Source organism: Vibrio sp. ER1A (assembly GCF_000733315.1).
GTDB lineage: Bacteria > Pseudomonadota > Gammaproteobacteria > Enterobacterales > Vibrionaceae > Vibrio > Vibrio mediterranei.
The window spans coordinates 240259-255870 of the sequence record NZ_JPJA01000092.1 but is presented as its reverse complement, the minus strand read 5'-3'; the positions used below and the strand labels follow the sequence as shown (position 1 = coordinate 255870).

The following is a 15612-nucleotide window of genomic DNA, read 5'->3' as shown; positions in this document are numbered from 1 at the left end:
CAAAATGATTGATAAATAATATACAAAAGGACAGTACTAACTCATCTATCTATCATTAGAAATCGTTAAAAATCAGAATACCTATCACAACACAAAAAAGGCCAGCCGGAGCTGACCTTTTTGCGTCTTGGCTAATTAGCAACCTGACGCATCAACGGTTACTCTAGGTGCTGTACCCGCTTGAGTTGATTCGTCGTATCTTACAAAACAGTTAGATTGGCGAATCGTACGGAAGTTAGCATTTGAACCATCATCAAAGGTAGCAATTAGCGCGTCACGACGAGTCGCAAACATCCAATCTTGTTGCAAGCCATCTACTGCACTTACAAGGCCAGCTGCATCAGCAGTTGGGTAACCAAATGCAACCGTTACTGCTTCATTTGTACCTGCATTAATGGTGGCCGCTGCTTGCTGCTCAACGCCTTCTACTGCTGCTTTGCCGTAAACAATGCCATTTGCGCCAGAAATAGCACCTTTTAAACCATTAAGAGATGATTCGCGGGCATCACCTTGTAGATTTAAAAAACGAGGTGCTGCAGTTACTGCAAGAATACCCAAAATAACGATCACCACGACCATTTCAATTAGCGTGAAACCACTTTGTCTTTTCATTTTTATATTCCTACAACTTATTTAAGTTCAACAGTAACTTTACCGGTACGAATATCGTACTCGAAGTAATGACGGTTACTTTCGTTTTGTGTATAGCGACATTTAGTGCTGCTCACTGCCTGCGCTAAGTACTTAGTGCCTTTTGAAGGACTGTTTGTATACTGCTCAACCGCTGGAGAATTTTGCAGTAAGTTCTCCATCAGGAATACGCACGCTTCGACATTTACGTTGTTGCTATTGTTAGCGTTAGTATTACTAGGGTAACCATCACGGAAGCCTGTTGTGCCATCTTCCGAGCGAGTCAACCAGAAACGAGTGCCATCGTAATCAACGTAGTTATTTACACCTGACTTAGTTCGGCCATTAGCTTCCCATTGCGCGCGAGCTGATAACACACCAGTTGCAAAACCACCAGCAACCGCTTCAACGCTAGATTCTTTTGCGCTTTCTGTTACATCAACAAATCGTGGTAGAGCCGCTACTGCAAGTAGGCCTAATACCACAATAACCACGACCAACTCGACTAGTGTAAAACCTTGAGCTTTTTTCATTATTTGATCCATTTATATCAAAAGTGTGATTTTCTGCCCAAATTATAACTAGTCGAGTAATGATTACAAAGCATTAACGTCAATTTTTTTACTCAAGTCAAAAAAATGACTTCAATATGCAAGCTATTAATTTTAATTGCTTTAATTTCAATATCAGTATTTATACCNNNACCGTATACACAACTATAGGTTTTTTTATTAATTTGCTCTGATTTTATAAATAGGTTGTGTTTTATAGAATCTGAGTCGTTGTAAAGTATTGATAACAAGTAGTTACAGTTTCTATTTTCATTATTTGATAGGGTAATCCAACCAGTTTGGTCAAATTTTACGACGGTATTATCAACTTGTAGATAATTTGGTTGCTTCTCTATTAGCCAAGTTTGATGCAATTCATTAATGCGCTGTTGCATAACTTTGCCGATCACTACCGCTTGAGTACGGGTGATTTTTTCTTGATTACGATTCACCGTAGATAAGAAAAACCCTACAAGCGCTAGAATCACACAACTCCAAATTAGCCAACGCAGCGCATCTCTTTGGAAAAAGACACTTTTGATAGCCATCGCTCGTTACATTCCTTTCATGGCATCGAGCATGCCCCACATAGGCAGGAAAATGCCAAGAGCCAGTATTAATACCATTCCAGCAACCACAGTGAGCAGAATCGGCTCAATTCTGGCGGTTAAGGTCTTCAGATCATAATCAACTTCTCGATCGTAAAAATCCGAAACTTCTAACAGAAGCTCATCAATACGACCCGTTTCCTCTCCGACAGAGATCATCTGAATAACAAGCGGCGTGAAAATATTGGCATTAATAGCAGTTGAAGACACCGTGCTTCCGGCCTCAATAGCCGCCTTCATTTCCATAATGCGGTTTTCCAAATACTTGTTGTCTATTGCTTCAGCCGATAACGCCAATGACTGATTCAAAGGCACACCAGCACGAAGCATAAGAGCAAATGTTCTTGAGAAACGTGAAAGTTGAGCACGATTTACAATGCCGCCGACAATAGGCAGCCTCAACTTAATATGATCCCACTTTTCCCTACCCGCGGCCGTAGCAAGCCAAGCACGAAATGCAAACAAACTGCCAGCTATCGCACCCAATAACAGCGGCCAATAACCGACGAAGAAATTCGAGGTAGTAATCAGAATACGAGTGGGAAGAGGAAGATCGACGCCAAACCTGGCAAACATATCAGCAAACTGAGGGATAACTTTGATATTCAGTACAAACAACGCGGCAACGATAAAGGTCAACACGAACGTTGGGTAGCGCATTGCCGCTTTAATACGCTTACGAGTTTCGACTTCTTGCTCATAATAGGCAGCCAGTTGCTCTAATGCTTGGTCTAAACGTCCCGTATTTTCACCCACAGCAATCATAGAAACAAAAAGTGGACTAAACACGCGAGGATGAAGCTGCATACAACTCGATAAGTTACGACCGTTAGTTAGTTCATTAACGACTTCTTCCAAGGCATATTTCAACTGCTTGTTAGTACAGTTTTGTGTCAGGCCCTTCATGGAGCGTAACAATGGCACACCGGCTTTCGTTAAACTGAACAACTGACGACAGAAAATAACCAGCACTTCTAAAGGTACCGCCGGCGCTATCAATACACTTAGGCTGTCACTAAATGACGTTGACTTACCACCTTGTGAGATCGACGTTGGAATCACCCCACGAGAGATCAAAATCTCCGCCGCAGTTTCTTCATTGGCAGACTCTAGATGACCAGAAATCTCTGAACCATCAAGATTGCGCCCTTTATAACGATAGGTTGGCATTGTCTTATCTCTAGCTATAAACCATCAAACTAAATGTAAATAGGTTCGATGCTACCGGAAGCATCCCCTTCACCCAGTGCCATCACTTCATCTAGGCTGACGGTTCCTTGAATTGCGAGTTCCATTGCGGACGCGAGCAAGGGTTTATATTCTTTCGAGGCTCTAGCTCGCTGTGAGAACAGTACAGCATCATTCGCCCGTAAGGCGTCCATCATTCCTTGATCGAGTTCCAGCATTTCAAATACGCCTATCCGTCCTCGATAGCCGGTTAGATTACAGTTTTGGCACCCCTGCCCTTTATGGAAGGTCATCTCCGTTTGATTAGGAAAGCGAGTCATCAGCCATTGCTTTACATGCTCATCAGTTGGATGCTCACGTTTGCAATCGGGGCAAATTCTTCTCACCAAACGTTGGGCAATGACCGCTCTTACGGCACTAGCAACTAAGTACCCAGGAGCCCCCATATCCATCATTCGTAACGCACTGTCGACAGAATCATTGGTATGCAAAGTTGTAAGAACCAAGTGCCCGGTTAATGCAGCACGCAAACCAATTTCCACGGTTTCTTGGTCACGCATCTCGCCAACAAGAATGATATCGGGATCTTGGCGCAGGAAAGTTCTCAGGATCGATGAAAAATCCAAATTAATTTTTGGGTTTACTTGAACCTGATTGACTCGAGGCAAACGATATTCAACCGGGTCTTCTGCAGTAATGATCTTTTTCCCAGGACTATTTAACTCAGTCAGCGCACCATATAAAGTCGTGGTTTTGCCGGACCCCGTTGGTCCAGTGACCAAGATCATTCCATGAGGGCGACGCAACTGCTTTCGCAATTTGATCAGCAGATCATTTGGAATCCCCGACTCTTCAAGCCTTCTGACACCTGTTGATTGGTTGAGCAGACGCATGACCACAGATTCGCCATGTTCAACGGGCATAGTCGACATACGAATATCAACCGACTGTCCTTTGGCTCTAATATTAAATCGGCCATCTTGAGGTAGACGCTTTTCCGAAATATCCAAATTTGCCATAAGCTTCAATCGCAGTACCATCGCTGGCGCAACATTCACTTCATTTAATAACGTTTCATGTAACACGCCATCAATACGCTGTCTAAGACGCAATACATCGGCATCTGGCTCAATATGAATATCAGAAGCACCTACTTGAATGGCGTCTTCAAACAAAGAGTTAATCAGCTTAACCACCGTCACCTCTTCGCTTTCATCTTCTTCAATATTGAAGTCAAAAACATCCGTCGACTGATGCTCAGCATGAAGCTGCTCTGCAAATGAAGCGATTTCTTTGGTACGGCGATAGTAGCGGTCAAAACCATCAAGCAATTGCTTTTCGGGGGCAATAACAAACTCGATAGCGTATTGACCAAGTTGGTTTAACAATGATTCCTGAACAAAAAGATCCGCAGGATCACTCATCGCGACTCGTAATGTATCGTCTCGACGACCAATCACAAGTGCTCGCAAGCGTCTTGCATGAACTTCAGGAAGAAGCTGAACCGCATCCACATCGACTTGTGCCCGACTTAAATCGATCAATGGTAAAGCTAATTGCTGCGACAAAAACGTTAGCATCTGCTGTTCAGACAGGGCAGCCAGCTCTATCAGTGTTGCACCAAGTTTTCGGCCTGTATTACGCTGAATCGACAAAGCCTGCTGTAGCTGCTGTTCATTGATAATGCCTTCTTCAACCAGTAGATCACCGAGACGTTTACGAAGTTTAATTTGCATCATTACTTCCTTCGAGGCTTTCTATGACCTTAAGTCTGTCGCGAATAAATGCTTTCGATTGGCTTGAAACACCTATCTTTTCGAGCGCGTTTTCATAAGAGTTTTTAGCCAGTGAAAACTCCATTTTACGCTCCTGCTGAATAGCAAGCCCCATCCACCAACGAGCATTTTCACCGTCTTGTTGGGTAAGCAACTCATAGCTTTGATAGGCCATATCGGCTTGTTTATTTCGCTGCGCGAGACCGGCTCTGAGTGATAAGTATTCAATCGATGGATACTCAGGCAGATAAACCAACGGCGTGAGGGCAGCCTCCTGCTGATTCTCCTTGATAAGCAATTTCGTTAACGCCAAACGTAACCTTTCACCAGAAGGGTTACGATTAATCCCTTCTTGCAAAAGTTCATACGATTTTCGGGTCTGACCTTTACCGTAGTAGAGCGCCGACAATCGTTGTCTTACTTGCTCATTTTCCGGAGCGTACCTAAGTGCAGCGGTATAATTCTCAAGTGCACCATTAATATCATTGGCATCAATCGATTTCTTGGCTCGTTGAATGGCTTTTTCCGCTAACTGTTCCGAGCTGAGTTCTACTTGCTCAACCACCATCTCTCCACCATTGGCTTGAGGCTCAGCTTTATTTGGAGATAGTTGGGCTAACAGAATAGGTTCAGCAGAGGACGGCAACACGTGCGTATCTGCCATCGTAGTGACAGCTTTTGACTGGTCTTTGACTAGCGATACGCGTTGAATATCAGTCAGCTTTGCATTTGGTAAGTCGAACACAGCAGAAGAAGCGGAGCCTAAATTCGCTGTCGGTGAGTTTAATTGAGCACGAGACTGCGCTAAAGAGCGTGTACTTTCTTGAGGTACACTCATAGAAGGTGACGTATTTGCCGTAGAAAACGCCCAGCTTCCCATCGCTAAACTGACTAAGACTCCAACCCCAATCCACACAATGGGAGAGGTATTCCTCACTTTGGGTATTACAGCTTGCTCAATATTCACGTGAGAATTATTGGGTTTACTAGTCAGATTTGATAAGGCTTTATTAATCGCACTCATAGTTATTTCCATCCCCAGAGTACTGGGTATTTGAATATCGGCTTGGTGGCATCAAAAGTATCTTTTATCGCCAGATACAAGTGGCGGTTTAATACCTGCTGGCTGTTGTCACCAAACGCTAACAACAGTGTTTTATGGCAAATTTGGTGCACCAATCTTGGAACGCCTTTACTTGCTCGCCAAATGGCAGCCAGTTGATGATGACTGAACAGATGTTCCTCACGTCCAGCGCTCATCGTTCTCTGTTGGACATAAGCAAAACACTCAGCTTTTGCCATAGTACGTAATGTGGCGCTGAAGGTGATTCGCTGTCTAAATTGCCTTAGGTGATGCTGTTCAAGTCGCGTATCCAATTCAGGCTGCCCAAACAGCACTAAATGCATCAATTTGCTGTCTTCGGTTTCTAGATTTCCTAATAAACGAAGCGTCTCTAGTGCTTCATCAGATAAGGCCTGAGCTTCATCAATCAAAGCTACTACTGGTCGCTTCGACTGTTTGGCTTCGATAAGTTTTTTTTGAATATCTTCGAGCAACGTATGTTGCTGGCATTGCTCTATGCCAAGTTCTTTAGCAATAGCAATTCTTAACTCGGCACCGGACAACACCGGATTGGGCAAATAGACTAAGCTGTAATCAGCCTCGAGCTGTTTGATTAACATTCGGCAGACTAGGGTTTTTCCAGTACCTACTTCGCCCGTGACTTTGAGGACTCCTTCACCAAGTGCCACGCCCGCCGTCACAGTCTGTATCGCCTCATAATGCGGCGACAGACCAAAAAACAGCGCAGTATTGGGCGTCAGCGCAAATGGGTATTGCTCAAATCCGAAATAGTCTAAGTACACCGTTTATCGTTCCAATCGCTTCAACTCAAACTTCAAGCCCTAAGCCTTTTAATCTTCTGGGAACCACTCGTTAAGTAAGTCTCGAGAACGCTCAACTTCTTTCTGCCATGTATTCACACCAACAACAGTCGGACGTAGCAAGATGACCAACTCTGTTTTTTCCGTCACGTTTTGCGTATTTCTAAACAAGTGTCCCAGTGCAGGGATATCCCCAAGATATGGCACTTTAGAGACCATTTCAGTGGTTGCCGATTTCATCAGACCACCAATCACAACGACGTCACCGTCAGCTGCACGGATAACGGAGTCTGATTCACGAATAGAGCTTTTCGCTAGCGGCACAATGATAGACCCCCCTAACACTTCTATCTCTTTTTTCTCTTCTTGAACTTCAATAACTGCAGGATGAACATGCAGCAGAACATTACCTTTTTCATCAATTTGCGGCGTCACGTCCAAAGAAATACCCGAGAAGAAGGGCGTTAATTCAACTTGAGGCGCTACGTTGGCATTTTCACCAGAACCAATAACCGTTGAGATATCGGTAACGAAGTACTCATCGGTACCCACTTTGATAACCGATTTTTGGTTGTTGGCGGCGGTAATTCGAGGACTAGAAAGGACATTGAGATCGCCTTGCGTCGCCATAAAGCTCAATACGGCTTCAAAATGTCCGTCCGTAATGGTCACATTGGTTTGCCCACCTAACAGGGTGCCAATCTGATTTAAAGGTGGCACTGGGTTTTGCGCTGGTCGGGAGATAGACACACCACCACTACCAATTGCCGCACCAATATTGCTCCAGCTAATGCCTTGTTGATAACCGTCGCTCAGCGTTACTTCTAGAATCTTTGCTTCCAGAATCACTTGACGATGAAGTCGCTGCTGCGACATATCTAAAAACTCTCTAACCTGACGAATTTCATCGGGATAAGCACGTAAAGTAAGTAAACTAGCTTGAGGGGTAACCACCACACTGCGACCGTCACCAGTACCTATCAACTTACTTACCGCTTGCTCAAGCGAAGGCCAGAAATCACTTTCACTGGTGGTTTCAATACGAGTTCCACCTTGCTCATTATTGTTGCTATTGCCACCATTAACGTTATTTGAGCTTGATGAACTGGACGAGTTCGAATTTGAACTGTTCGAGCTCGAGTTATTGTTTGAATTACTGCTATTGTTGTTATTGCTCGAATCTCTGCTGGAGATGGTTCCGGTCGTTATCGAGGTTAATGAGCGACCTGAACGTTTGAACTGCAAATAATCCACTGGAATAGAAACTGTGCGTAAACCCGCTGGATACACTTGGATGATTCGACCTTTTTTCTCAATGTCATAACCATACATATCACTAACGTTATCCAGCACTTCATCTAATGTCACGTCGCTCAAGTTAGCAGTAATTTTACCCGATACGCTCGGGTGAATAGACACGCTGTACTCGGTTCCTTTTACCAAACTGGTGAAAAATGCCTTGGCTTCGACGCCATTGGCTTGCACTCGGAAACGCTTCAGCGTTCGGCTCGAATGTGAGCCTGCCTGAGCGTCTAGCTCAGGCATTAGGTCAGCTTCCACTGTTGGGGGTAACTCATCTAGGCTCTTGTTATTCGCATTGTTCACCGATTCATTGAGACTTTGCTTTATTTCAACCGGATCTCGATGTCCCATTGAACATCCCACCAATGCTGCGATACATATACCGACTACTACCTTACGCATCATATTCTTATAGCCTTAGTTTTTTACGTCCATCGCAAATAAGCCAAGTTTCCACTGCTTGCCTGCGCGCTGAAGGAGGAGATTTTCACTGTTGATATTGACGACTTTGTAACCGTTAATGACATCACCTTTTTCAACCACTTTGTCATTCATCACGGCTGAACACGGCATTGCCTGTTCGCAGACAATGCTTTGCAATGTCGGCAATCGGTACACTACTTTTTTCTTCGGTTTCGTTTGTACTTGTGTTGGCTGCGCCCACCCTAAAGGTGCAGTGGGATCTTGGGTCGCCCACGAAGACATGGAAACACTCAATAAGGCGATAAATATTGCTCTAACCACCGATAAACTCCTTGCGAGTGCCCAGTGTGTACACTTCTAAAATCAAGCGAGCTTTGGGATGTTTTTCCACATCATATTTAAAGCTACGCCAATAATATTTAACCGGCATTTGCTCCAACTCAGACAGATATTTAGCGATAGCAAAATAGTTACCCGTCAATTCAATCTTAACCGGATGAACAAAGTAACCGGAGTACTCACTTGCTCCATCAGTGCCAGTAATAGGCTCTGGTGGTAGCGACTCAAGAGCAACAAGTTTCAAGCTTTGGCTCTTGCTTAGCACCAATTCAAGCAGGTTCGTCATTTGAACCGGTGAGATAAGGTTATCCACCAATCCAGAGAGCTGTTCTGATAACGCTTGGCTCTCATCAATTAGCCGATTGAACTCAAGATTAATGTCTTTGTCTGGATCTTGTTTAAGTTGGCTGCTCAATACTGAAAGCTGCCCCTCTAATTCCATGTTTTCACTGGAAACTTGTTGAAGTTGTCGTTCCAAACGGCTCTTTTGCAATAGACTAGGTTCAAGCAACAGCAGATAAAGCATCATAGCCACAATGACGAAAGCACAGATTGAGAGTAACGATTTTTCTCTTGTACTTAAGGCGAGGAACCTCTGATCTAACTTCAGCCAATAGTCCTTCACTGCTTAGCCTCCAATACTTGTGTCGCATCCACTTTTTCACCCGCATTTGCCACAGTATCTAGAGTTCGAATTTCTGGACTGGTACGCAATTCAAATGTCACGACATCATTAGTATTACGACCAATTTTCAAAGTCTTAAAGGTTCTTCCAACCAGACTTTGCTCTTGCTTGAATTGCCCAACCCAGTTTGGAATCACACTGGCGTTTCGTGCTAATCCAGAAATATCAATATTGCTTTTATCAAGGTAAATATGTTGAATTGAAATGTCGTTCCTTCCCAACGTCGCAAGCGAGTTCATCACGCTTGAATAGCCAACTTGCTGCTCTTTGTCATAGTCATCTACCGCATCCAACGCGTCTTTTTTCGCGGCGATCTCCTGCTTTAAGCGCTCGACGGCGGCAACTTTAACCGGAGAAGGTCGATGTGACTCCAACGCCGCTTTTTGCTGACTTAATTCATCATGTAACGAGTCTGCGCGAGACTCCGATTGTGCAAGCTCGCTTTCTAATTGAGCTGTTGAAACTGAAATATACCCGTACACCGCAACAGCAGCTGTTACCGTCAGAGCCAGTACAGACGCAACTCGAGCTAAGGTAAAATGCTCTTGTTTAGGCTTTAAATACGATGGATACAGGTTAACTGCTGGTTCTTCCAACTGCTCACTGGCGATTTGAGCTAATAACGCTCCAGACCAACCCGTACGCTCAGAAACTAGGGGCATTACTTTGACATTCAATCGTGCAGTGAGCGCTTCAGCCAGTTGAGTTTCCGATTCTTCATCACAACAAACGTGCAACGCATGCACGCCACCTGTTTTTAATTGCGATGACAGATAGTCAAGAGACCTTTGCAACTCAAGAGCCAAGCTGTCGACATCAAGTCCAATGGTTTCATCTTGAATAACAGGGCCAGAAACACTACGAATGGTTCGATGGAAAATCGGCAATTGTTCAACAAAAGCACTGACTCGATAGTGATGAAAACGACTTCTTTGCAATAAAACCGCGCTGTGACTCTCTTTTTGAGCTCTTGCCCAAAATAGCTCTTCTGGAATAACTTGAGCCAGTTCCAATCCTAACTTTTCTAATACACCGCGAAGCTGTAACAGCCAGGATTTCTGAATCACATAGGCAGTTGTTTTATTCAAGCTTGGCAGCTCTAGACCATCGGCAACAATCTCAGTCACTCGCTCACTGATAACATCCTTCAATAAAAAAGGCAGAGCTTGAGGCCACTCAGATTTTGGTATTCTTGGCGTGTCTATTTGATAGGTATGATAAAGGTCGCTACCAATGACAACATTGACGCTTTGGCCCTTGGTTGCTTTAGGCTGCAGAAGTTGCTCAAGCGCCTTTTGCCAATTGTTGGCAGTAATATCACAGTTACTAACCTTAAGCTGTCCTTTCTCTGACAAAAAGACGCCATCCGACTGCATAATAACTACCATTGGGGAAGTATTCGCTTGTTTCGACCCAAATCGAGCAACGATGTTTTTAAACGTCATAACATTTCCGCGTTAGGTTCTTTTCCAACGATTTCTTCGTCCAGGCTTTATCATTGCCGCTTTTGGCTTAGGATCTGGCATGAGTTGTGTTTCAGCTGCAAAATAACGTCCTTGACCACCGCTAACACCAAGATCAAGCAGCGTATGCCACTCTTTTTTATTTTCCACGCCTACGGCAATAACTTGTGTTTTGGAGTCCCCACAAGCACCAACCATGCTGCGAACAAACAATTGGTTTTCATCCCGTTGATCAATTTTCTTAATTAAGCTGCGATGCAACTTAAGATAATCTACTTTCAGATCTTTGATGTAATGAGTACTCACAATCGAACGACCAGCCTGACCTACGATTACTGTGCACCCTAAACCGGACAGCATTCTAACAACTGGGCGAATATAGTCCAGATGTTGAACTAGTCTTGCCTCGGAAAATTCAAAGCTTAATTGTGAGCGTACCGCGCTAGGCAATTGCAACAACTCATCACGAAACCACTTAAAATAGCCTTTATTAGCAAATGGCACGACATAAAGATTGATAGAAATCGGTAGAATAGCCGGGCTTTTCTTAATGTTTCGTAACACTTTATTGAGCACTGCACGATCAAAATTGGACTCGTAGCCTACTTGAAGTAAAGCGGAATGGAATCGTGACGCTTTAACAATACCTCGTTCCGGATCTTCAATTCGCGCAAACAATTCTTTGTGAAGTACGTCGAGCTCCTTCCCTTTTTCGTACAAATAGCAGGGCTGCGAAAAAATAAGTAGATTTTCAGGCAGAAGTGCTTTATCAAACAATGTACGCCAACGCACACTGCCACGCTCATCGAACTTTTGGACTTGCTTGCTAAAGCGACTCCAGTTATTTACCTTTTGCAGTTGAGCACTTTTCAGCGCCGTTTCAGCCTCTTCCATGATGCGCCCTTGGCGTTCACCTTCGGAATACATACTGACACCAATGTGACACCAGTTCTCTTCATCAAGAGGCATTGGCGGCGTGATTTTTTCAAGCTGACGAATACATTGGTTTGCTAGGTTAGCAACATCTTTGCTGCTTTGATGCGGAATAAATACGGCAAAATCGGCGTCATAGTAACGGGAGAAAATCACATCAGGATATTTCTGAACCGCGTTGGAAATCACTTCACCAACTTCCACGAGGAAGTCATCTGACGTCGATTTACCTTGAACCTCCTGTACTTGATCCCAGTCTTCAATGCGAAATAGCATAACGCCGCCTTGAGCGCCGCTTTCATGTATCGCTGATTCTAGTTTGCTATCAAATAGCATTCGATTTGCGCTGCCAGTCAATGGATCAAGGAAGGTTTGTGTGCGAATAAAGGTGTCGAATCGACTGCGCTCTTGGCGAGCATCTTGCAATTCTTCGATTAGAATGTCCAAAGCCTCACTAGCAGTATAAGGCCATTCTCTTTCATCTCCTTTAGCAAACTGCTCTACGCGACCGCCTAAGATCATCCGACCTCGCTCTTCCAATAACTCTGAGCCAACTAGCTGTTTACGAAGCCACTTCACCCCTTGCATTAGACAAAAGACAATCAACCCAAAAGCTAAAGTGACCGACCACATGGCTTCAATGGAATAACGCACATCCAAATAAGGGGGCAGCGCGGTAAATTCGACGCGATAGCCATCATTGCGCTCTAAATCAAAACCTTCTCGATACACAATGGTGCGATCTATGGTTGGAGAGGTGTTTTTGTATCGGTATACCACGCCAGCTGAAGAGGTCAGCTGCATCTCAATGATATTACTGGCTTGCAACATCTTAGGCATCCAACGCTGCATCATATAGGCTGCATCGGGGTCTTCTAATTCTTTATCGATAACTCGAACAATGCCAGCCAAGTGGTGATTGAGGTACTCTTGGCCCATCCTTTTAATGGATAGCGTTCCGCCAACAAACAGAATAAATACGGCACTCATGACAATTACTGTCACAAAAGCCACTAAGCGAGTGCTCAGTTTGAGGGTGGGAGTTTGCCTCATAGGTACTAAAGTCCTTTTTGAACCGATGATGTCATTAACGTTTGTAGTCCGAACTCAACTCGTTGATGCAACAAGAGAGATTCATGCGCACATTATATAAAATAAGCTATCGCGTTAACTGTTTGTTATATCAAATTTACTATAACCCGTTAAGCAACAAGCAATGCGTTGTCTCTAAGAAACAAAAAAAACCGCGAATTCATCGCGGCTTTTCTATGCAAAAATCAAATAGAACTTAATTTGACTTGATATTCAGCACTGATTAGAACGGGATATCGTCATCGAAGTCCATTGGTGGTTCATTGTACTGCGGCTGCTGTTGAGCAGGTTTTTGCTGAGCTGGTTGTTGTACAGGTTGTTGAGGCTGTCCCCAACCCTGTTGTTGAGGAGCTTGCTGCTGCATGCCACCACCTTGGTTCATGCCGCCTTGCATACCACCCTGCATAGGAGCACCACCACCTTGGCGGCCACCTAGCATTTGCATCACGCCGTTGAAACCTTGAACAACAACTTCCGTTGTGTAGCGGTCTTGACCACTTTGGTCTTGCCACTTACGAGTTTGCAGTTGACCTTCAATATAAACTTGAGAGCCCTTACGCAGATATTCACCAGCAACTTCCGCTAGCTTGCCAAACAGAGCAACGCGGTGCCACTCAGTTTTTTCACGCTGCTCGCCTGTCGCTTTATCACGCCAAGATTCAGAGGTTGCGATTGTAATATTCGCCACGGCACCGCCGTTTGGCATGTAACGAATTTCTGGGTCGTTACCTAAGTTACCCACTAGAATGACTTTGTTTACTCCACGGCTTGCCATGTTTTGCTCCGTAACCACAGTGTGTTTCAAATTAGCCCAGTAGGATAACACGAACCACTGGTACCGCAACAGCGCTTATCCTGAGGATACCAAAATAACCCCTTTCCCCTCATTATTACGAGCGAAGCAAATAATGATAAACTTTATATTTATATCAATTACTTAGATAGTTTTAAGTCACTCTCAAACTACTTTTTTATCACTAGAACATAAACTACATACTCGTCAATATGCATAAAAACCACGAGTAAAAGTGTGCTATGAGAAGAAATAATTACCAACGCGTCATTCAACATGTCACTCTTAATCAAGAGGACTCAGTTACCAAAACGGTCAAGCGCTTATCCCATCTAAGTATTAATGCTATTCAAGCCATCACTCCTCAAGATCTACTTTCAACCACCTCCGGTTCTCGTAATCGTATTTTGCTCTTTGATTACGAAGAATCCTTAGATCTTTTCCAACAAGTGTTAAACCTGCCTTTAGCAAGCAAAAATTTTGAGACCGTACTGATCAATGTTCCGCATCGGCTAACGACCGAGGAGATCCTTAGATATGGTCATATCAAAGGGCTCTTTTACAGCCACGAAGACGCTAAGAAAATCGTGATTGGTCTGGGAGAAATCATTAACGGCAAAAACTGGCTACCTCGAGAAGTAACCAGCCAACTGTTACACCACTATCGCCATGTGGTTTCAGCAAATACCTCTCCCACTGTGGTAGATTTGACGGCTAGAGAAATCGAGATCCTGCGGTGTCTGCAATCGGGAGCCAGCAACTTACAAATATCTGAAGACCTATTTATTACTGAGTCCACAGTAAAATCTCATCTTTATCAAGTCTTTAGAAAGCTTTCTGTAAAAAACCGCCTACAAGCGATAGCTTGGGCCAATCAAAACCTTCTCTCCTAGCAATACACACAAAACACATCTTCATCTATGTAGAGAGTTCGCTCTGTTTTTCAATGCAAAACAGAGCGAACTCTGACACATTTCTACTGTCATAAACCGGCGATAATATGTAGACTTAGGTCCAATCGCCCGTCAGTGGCAACAAATTAAAACGAATAAAGATAAAGGGTTTTATCATGATCAAGAAGTGCCTATTCCCGGCAGCTGGTTACGGAACTCGCTTCCTACCCGCTACAAAATCTATGCCTAAAGAAATGATGCCAGTGGTTAACAAACCATTGATTGAATACGGTGTGGAAGAAGCCATTCAAGCGGGAATGGACGGAATGTGTATTGTTACCGGTCGTGGTAAACACTCCATCATGGATCACTTCGATAAAAACTACGAACTTGAACACCAAATTAGTGGCACTAATAAAGAAGAGCTTCTTGTTGATATCCGCGACATCATTGATTCGGCACAATTCACCTACATTCGCCAACGTGAAATGAAGGGCCTGGGTCATGCGATTTTGACTGGTCGTGAGCTTGTAGGTGACGAACCATTTGCCGTCGTTCTAGCGGACGACCTTTGTGTTAACGAAGATCAAGGTGTACTGGCTCAAATGGTCGCGCTCTACAAACAGTTCCGCTGCTCAATCGTTGCGGTTCAAGAAGTACCTGAAGATGAAACGCACAAATACGGTGTTATCTCCGGTGAAATGATTAAAGACGATCTTTTCCGTGTAGATGATATGGTTGAAAAACCTGAGCAAGGCACAGCGCCTAGCAACCTAGCAATCATTGGTCGTTATATTCTTACTCCAGATATTTTCGAGCTAATTGAACAAACAGAGCCTGGCAAAGGCGGTGAAATCCAAATCACCGACGCCTTGCTTAAACAAGCAAAAGCTGGCTGCGTTTTGGCCTACAAATTTAAAGGTCAACGTTTTGACTGCGGTAGCGTAGAAGGCTATATCGAAGCAACGAACTACTGCTTTGAGAATCTTTACCTAAAAGATGAGAAAACAGCAGAGCTTGGCAAACACGCAACTAAGAAAGCGTAATATAAGC

14 protein-coding genes are annotated in these 15612 nt (G+C 44.0%); 2 read left to right on the top strand and 12 right to left on the bottom strand.

Annotation, left to right across the window (positions count from 1 at the left end):
* Positions 1–135 precede the first annotated feature (135 nt).
* The 12 genes from HW45_RS19735 to HW45_RS19675 all read right to left on the bottom strand — a co-directional run bounded on the left by HW45_RS19735 (position 136) and on the right by HW45_RS19675 (position 13648).
* On the bottom strand, positions 136–612 hold the full coding sequence (locus HW45_RS19735; protein WP_038229135.1) for a type II secretion system protein: 477 nt from the start codon (positions 610–612) through the stop codon (positions 136–138).
* A 17-nt stretch (positions 613–629) separates the two neighbouring features.
* A complete protein-coding gene (locus tag HW45_RS19730) occupies positions 630–1166 on the bottom strand; it encodes a prepilin-type N-terminal cleavage/methylation domain-containing protein (RefSeq protein WP_412104842.1) in 537 nt (178 codons plus the stop codon).
* A gap of 569 nt (positions 1167–1735) precedes the next feature.
* On the bottom strand, positions 1736–2959 hold the full coding sequence (locus tag HW45_RS19720; protein ID WP_038229131.1) for a type II secretion system F family protein: 1224 nt from the start codon (positions 2957–2959) through the stop codon (positions 1736–1738).
* A gap of 29 nt (positions 2960–2988) precedes the next feature.
* Positions 2989–4713: a GspE/PulE family protein gene (locus HW45_RS19715; protein WP_038229129.1), complete on the bottom strand. Its 1725-nt coding sequence runs from the start codon at positions 4711–4713 to the stop codon at positions 2989–2991.
* Positions 4703–5776 (bottom strand): tetratricopeptide repeat protein, encoded by a 1074-nt coding sequence (locus HW45_RS19710; RefSeq protein ID WP_051868239.1) that lies wholly within the window; start codon positions 5774–5776, stop codon positions 4703–4705. Before HW45_RS19710 ends, HW45_RS19715 begins: the two co-directional genes overlap by 11 nt.
* A 2-nt stretch (positions 5777–5778) precedes the next feature.
* The gene (locus tag HW45_RS19705; protein WP_006070992.1) at positions 5779–6618 is read right to left on the bottom strand and encodes an ExeA family protein; all 840 of its coding nucleotides are present in this window, start codon (positions 6616–6618) and stop codon (positions 5779–5781) included.
* 48 nt (positions 6619–6666) lie between these two features.
* Complete coding sequence (mshL, locus tag HW45_RS19700) at positions 6667–8340, bottom strand: pilus (MSHA type) biogenesis protein MshL (protein ID WP_038229125.1); 1674 nt, start codon at positions 8338–8340, stop codon at positions 6667–6669.
* A 15-nt stretch (positions 8341–8355) separates the two neighbouring features.
* The gene (locus HW45_RS19695; RefSeq protein WP_038229124.1) at positions 8356–8682 is read right to left on the bottom strand and encodes a hypothetical protein; all 327 of its coding nucleotides are present in this window, start codon (positions 8680–8682) and stop codon (positions 8356–8358) included.
* On the bottom strand, positions 8675–9325 hold the full coding sequence (gene gspM / locus HW45_RS19690) for a type II secretion system protein GspM (RefSeq protein ID WP_038229121.1): 651 nt from the start codon (positions 9323–9325) through the stop codon (positions 8675–8677). Before gspM ends, HW45_RS19695 begins: the two co-directional genes overlap by 8 nt.
* A complete protein-coding gene (locus HW45_RS19685; RefSeq protein ID WP_051868237.1) occupies positions 9322–10830 on the bottom strand; it encodes a hypothetical protein in 1509 nt (502 codons plus the stop codon). Before HW45_RS19685 ends, gspM begins: the two co-directional genes overlap by 4 nt.
* Positions 10831–10842: 12 nt before the next feature.
* The gene (csrD, locus tag HW45_RS19680; protein WP_038229118.1) at positions 10843–12834 is read right to left on the bottom strand and encodes an RNase E specificity factor CsrD; all 1992 of its coding nucleotides are present in this window, start codon (positions 12832–12834) and stop codon (positions 10843–10845) included.
* 262 nt (positions 12835–13096) lie between these two features.
* A complete protein-coding gene (locus tag HW45_RS19675; RefSeq protein WP_006070982.1) occupies positions 13097–13648 on the bottom strand; it encodes a single-stranded DNA-binding protein in 552 nt (183 codons plus the stop codon).
* Between the two features lie 260 nt (positions 13649–13908).
* Here HW45_RS19675 and HW45_RS19670 point away from each other — a divergent pair, with 260 nt between their 5' ends.
* Both HW45_RS19670 and galU read left to right on the top strand, forming a co-directional pair.
* The gene (locus HW45_RS19670; RefSeq protein ID WP_038229115.1) at positions 13909–14559 is read left to right on the top strand and encodes a LuxR C-terminal-related transcriptional regulator; all 651 of its coding nucleotides are present in this window, start codon (positions 13909–13911) and stop codon (positions 14557–14559) included.
* 176 nt (positions 14560–14735) lie between these two features.
* Positions 14736–15605: a UTP--glucose-1-phosphate uridylyltransferase GalU gene (gene galU, locus HW45_RS19665; RefSeq protein ID WP_006070978.1), complete on the top strand. Its 870-nt coding sequence runs from the start codon at positions 14736–14738 to the stop codon at positions 15603–15605.
* Positions 15606–15612: the final 7 nt, after the last annotated feature.

Bases quoted from the DNA above. Each gene is read 5' to 3' on its own strand.
- HW45_RS19670 (WP_038229115.1), top strand. From the start codon at position 13,909: ATGAGAAGAAATAATTACCAACGCGTCATTCAACATGTCACTCTTAAT.
- HW45_RS19720 (WP_038229131.1), bottom strand. From the start codon at position 2,959: ATGCCAACCTATCGTTATAAAGGGCGCAATCTTGATGGTTCAGAGATT.
- HW45_RS19735 (WP_038229135.1), bottom strand. From the start codon at position 612: ATGAAAAGACAAAGTGGTTTCACGCTAATTGAAATGGTCGTGGTGATC.
- HW45_RS19675 (WP_006070982.1), bottom strand. From the start codon at position 13,648: ATGGCAAGCCGTGGAGTAAACAAAGTCATTCTAGTGGGTAACTTAGGT.
- HW45_RS19685 (WP_051868237.1), bottom strand. From the start codon at position 10,830: ATGACGTTTAAAAACATCGTTGCTCGATTTGGGTCGAAACAAGCGAAT.
- csrD (WP_038229118.1), bottom strand. From the start codon at position 12,834: ATGAGGCAAACTCCCACCCTCAAACTGAGCACTCGCTTAGTGGCTTTT.
- HW45_RS19710 (WP_051868239.1), bottom strand. From the start codon at position 5,776: ATGAGTGCGATTAATAAAGCCTTATCAAATCTGACTAGTAAACCCAAT.
- HW45_RS19715 (WP_038229129.1), bottom strand. From the start codon at position 4,713: ATGCAAATTAAACTTCGTAAACGTCTCGGTGATCTACTGGTTGAAGAA.
- mshL (WP_038229125.1), bottom strand. From the start codon at position 8,340: ATGCGTAAGGTAGTAGTCGGTATATGTATCGCAGCATTGGTGGGATGT.
- galU (WP_006070978.1), top strand. From the start codon at position 14,736: ATGATCAAGAAGTGCCTATTCCCGGCAGCTGGTTACGGAACTCGCTTC.